General features: G+C 75.1%; 1 protein-coding gene. It reads right to left on the reverse strand.

What is annotated here, in order from left to right; genetic code table 11:
• Positions 1–158: 158 nt before the first annotated feature.
• The coding region (locus QYM41_RS17715) for a S8 family serine peptidase (protein ID WP_368801083.1) at positions 159–587 on the reverse strand (429 nt) is incomplete at its 5' end.

The following is a 587-nucleotide window of genomic DNA, read 5'->3' on the forward strand; positions in this document are numbered from 1 at the left end:
CGGCAGATAGGCGTCCACGACCCAGCCCTCGGCCTCCCGCCGGGGGATCGCCCGGCAGCCCAGGTCGGCGCCGGTCTCCCGGGCGAAGGCCCGCAGGTCCTCCAGCCCGGGCCCGTGGACCTCCACGTGGATCACCGGGGGCTCCTGCGCGTCGTTGCTCATGACGCCCTCCTCACCGGCGAGGGGAGCAGCTGCTCCGCCGCCTGCACGGCGGCCGCGGCGTTGACCCGCCCGTAGCCGTAGTCGTCGTGGTGCCCGTCGGCGTCGTACGTCACGCCGCCGATCTTGTCCGCGGACTCGCGCATGATCCTCCGCAGCTCCTCCCGCTTGAGGCCGGGGTTCACGGCCAGCGCGAGGGCCGCGCAGCCCGCCGCGCACGGGGCCGCGAAGCTCGTGCCCGTCGCCGTGCGATAGCCGCCGGTGCCGTCGGTGCTCAGCACGTCGACGCCCGGTGCGATCAGCTCCACCTTCGGGCCCCGGGCCGCGTCGTGCTCGCGGTCGTCGTGGGTGGAGCGGACCACGGCGATCACGGCCGGGTGGGAGGCCACCTCGTCCAGGGCCACGTCCACGTTTCTCGCGTTGCTGGC

This window comes from Kocuria oxytropis, assembly GCF_040981195.1.
Taxonomy (GTDB): domain Bacteria; phylum Actinomycetota; class Actinomycetes; order Actinomycetales; family Micrococcaceae; genus Kocuria; species Kocuria oxytropis.